The organism is Dietzia sp. DQ12-76, assembly GCF_014145045.1.
GTDB lineage: Bacteria > Actinomycetota > Actinomycetes > Mycobacteriales > Mycobacteriaceae > Dietzia.
On record NZ_JAALDV010000005.1, the window covers coordinates 1 to 2,464 of the forward strand.

At 72.1% G+C, this 2,464-nt stretch carries 2 protein-coding genes and 1 pseudogene; all 3 read left to right on the plus strand.

Annotation, left to right across the window (positions count from 1 at the left end; genetic code table 11):
- On the plus strand, window positions 1-1,401 hold a 1,401-nt coding region (locus G6019_RS00150), incomplete at its 5' end, for an MMPL family transporter (protein WP_182626870.1).
- The gene (locus G6019_RS00155; RefSeq protein ID WP_182613249.1) at window positions 1,398-2,096 is read left to right on the plus strand and encodes a lipocalin family protein; all 699 of its coding nucleotides are present in this window, start codon (window positions 1,398-1,400) and stop codon (window positions 2,094-2,096) included. The genes G6019_RS00150 and G6019_RS00155, both read left to right, overlap by 4 nt.
- 11 nt (window positions 2,097-2,107) lie before the next feature.
- Window positions 2,108-2,464 (plus strand): annotated as a pseudogene (locus G6019_RS00160) (TIGR01777 family oxidoreductase); the annotation flags it as partial.

Sequence of the window (2,464 nt, forward strand, 5' to 3'; positions counted from 1 at the left end):
TGTCGCCAGGCGCTGGGCGACGCGTACCGCGGGGCGGTGCCCGCGATCGTCGCCAGCAACATCACCGTGGTCCTGGCCCTGCTCACGCTGTTGCTCGCCACCCTGCCGAACTATCGGTCGCTCGGCATCTCGGCGGCCGTCGGTCTGCTCGTGGCCCTGGCGTACGCCCTCGTGGCGCTCCCGGCCGCGCTGGCCGTGTGCGGGCGCGGCCTGTTCTGGCCCTTCGTCCCCCGGCCGGGGCGCGACACCGGGCGCGCGAACGCGAGCTCCAGCAAGCGCCGGCGTCTGATCGTCCCGACGACCCCCGAGGGCTTCCGCGAGGACGTGCCGTCCGGCGTCTGGGGCCGCATCGCCTCCGGAGTGGTCACCCGCCCGGCCCGGGTCCTCATCTCGTGTGTGTTGATCCTTGTCATCCTCGCGTTCGGGCTGCTGGGAACCCGGATCGGCCTCAGCCAGACCGAGCAGTTCCGCACGCCCTCCGAGGCGGTGGCCGGCCTCGAGACGGCCGCCGAGCACTTCCCGGCCGGCGTCACCGATCCTGTCACCGTGCTCACCCGGACCGGCACCGAGGCGGATGTCCTCGAGGCCGTGCAGGGGGTCGAGGGGGTCGTGTCCGCAGTGCCGGCCGGGGAATCGGATACCGGGTGGAGCCGCATCACCGTGACCCTGGACGCGGCCCCCGCGACCGACCGGTCCGAGGACAGCGTCGTGGCGTTGCGCTCCGCGGTCGACGAGGTGACGGGATCCGAGGCGATCGTCGGCGGTCCGGTGGCCGAGGCCGTCGACACCTCCGACGGCAACCTGCGCGACCTCGCACTGATCGCGCCGCTCATCCTCCTGGTGGTGTTCGCCGTCCTGGTGCTGGCGTTGCGGGCGCTGATCGCCCCGTTGCTCCTGTTGGGTGCGACGGTGCTCTCGTCGCTCGCGGCCCTCGGTCTCGGGACCTTCGTCACCACCCAGATCCTCGGCTTCCCGGGGCTGGACGTGTCGGTCCCGCTGTACAGCTTCCTGTTCCTGGTGGCCCTCGGGGTGGACTACTCGGTCTTCCTCGTCATCCGGGCCCGGGAGGAGGCGGCCACGCACTCCACCCGCGAGGCCATGGTCCGGGCCGTGGCCCTCACCGGTGGCGTGATCACCTCCGCCGGAATCGTCCTGGCCTCGGTCTTCGTGGTCTTGGGCGTGCTGCCGCTCATCGTTCTCACCCAGGTGGGTGTGATCGTGGCCCTCGGCGTCCTGCTGGACACCTTCCTCGTGAGGACCCTGGTGGTGCCGGCACTGTTCACCCTCGTCGGGGAGCGGGTCTGGTGGCCGGGCGACCCGCACGCCTCCGCGTCCCCCGGCACGGCTCCGGACGACCCCGCCCCAGCCAGCACAGCCGACACGAAGGAGACCCACCCATGACCCCGTCGCGCAGTCCCCGGTCCCGTCTGATCGCCACCGCACTGGCCGTGGTCCCGCTGATGGCCGCCGGGGTGGTGGGCGTCCCCGCGGCCGGGGCCCAGGACCTGACCGACGGAGGCCGCCTCGGCGGGGGGTCCTCGCAGCTCAGGGTCCCCGACGGTATCGCGGTGGGGTCGATCGGAGGTCCCGAGCTGCAGCAGGTCGGATACGTCGACCCCGACAGGTTCGTGGGAACCTGGTACCAGGTCGCCGCGATCCCGCAGCCGTACACGCTGCAGTGCACCAACGACACGACCGCCGAGTACGCACGAATCTCCCCCGACACGATCTCGGTGCGCAACTCCTGCGGATCGGCCCTCAGCTCGGATTCGGTGATCGAGGGCGAGGCGACGATCCGTGACACCGCCACCAACGCCTCCCTACGGGTGGATTTCCCGCAGGTGCCGTTCCAGGACGAGAACGGCCCGGTCAACTACCGGATCACCTACCTGGCGGACGACTACTCGCTGGCGATCGTCGGCGACCCGAGCCGGTCCTCCGGGTTCGTGCTGAGCCGCGGGCCCGCGCTCGACGAGGCGCAGTGGTCCACCGTCCGTGACGTCGTCGACGCGCGTGGATGGTGGTCGTGTGCGTTTCTGACCGTTCCCATGGCCGGCGGGCGGGGCGACGTCACCCCGCTGTGCCTGCTGCCCTGAGAGCCGGCCTCATGAGTATCGATCTCCGTTGCACCATCCGGGCCGGCGCGGACGAGGCGTGGGACTACCTGGCCTCGCCGGGCGCCTTCCTCCGGCTCTCGCCACCGTTCATGTCGCTGCGCCCGGTGCGCCAGGCCGATTCCCTGCGGGACGGTGAGGCCGTGCTCGAGCCGAGGTCCGCGCTCCCCGGGCCCCTGGGGATCCGATTCGGACCGCGCTGGATCGCCCGGCACGACCCCGGCGGGTACGTCGAGGGCGAGCGGTTCGTGGACCGCTGCGTCTCCCAGCCCTACGCGGGGCTGACGGGGTGGGTCCACGAGCACACCGTCACCGCCGGCCCGGAGGGTACCGCCGTGCTGGGTGACCGC

Excerpts from the sequence above, each read along its gene's own strand:
- G6019_RS00155 (WP_182613249.1), top strand. The coding sequence starts at position 1,398 with ATGACCCCGTCGCGCAGTCCCCGGTCCCGTCTGATCGCCACCGCACTG.